At 71.0% G+C, this 283-nt stretch carries 1 protein-coding gene; it reads left to right on the plus strand.

Annotated features, from left to right (window positions below; genetic code table 11):
• Positions 1-283 (plus strand): hypothetical protein (locus KUM03_RS33545; RefSeq protein WP_217254346.1); only part of this gene is annotated, 283 nt, incomplete at both ends.

The raw sequence follows: 283 nt of genomic DNA on the forward strand, positions 1-283 counted from the left end.
CGCTTCCCCGGCTCCGCCGACGCCGCACCCGAACAACTCGCCGAACTACGCACCCTCGACGACATCATCACCTTCATCACCGACGCCGCCGGCACCACCACGGCACCGCAGACGGCGGACGGCACCGGCACCGGCACCGGCGGCGCACCGGCCCCCGCGCCCCTCTCCGCCGACGAGGTGCGCAAGGTGCTCCTGGAGAGCGTCTCCGCCAAGACCGGCTACCCCGCCGACATGCTCGAGACCACCATGGACATCGAAGCCGACCTCGGCATCGACTCCATCA

The sequence above is a fragment of the Streptomyces sp. AC602_WCS936 genome, assembly GCF_019049125.1.
Taxonomy (GTDB): domain Bacteria; phylum Actinomycetota; class Actinomycetes; order Streptomycetales; family Streptomycetaceae; genus Streptomyces.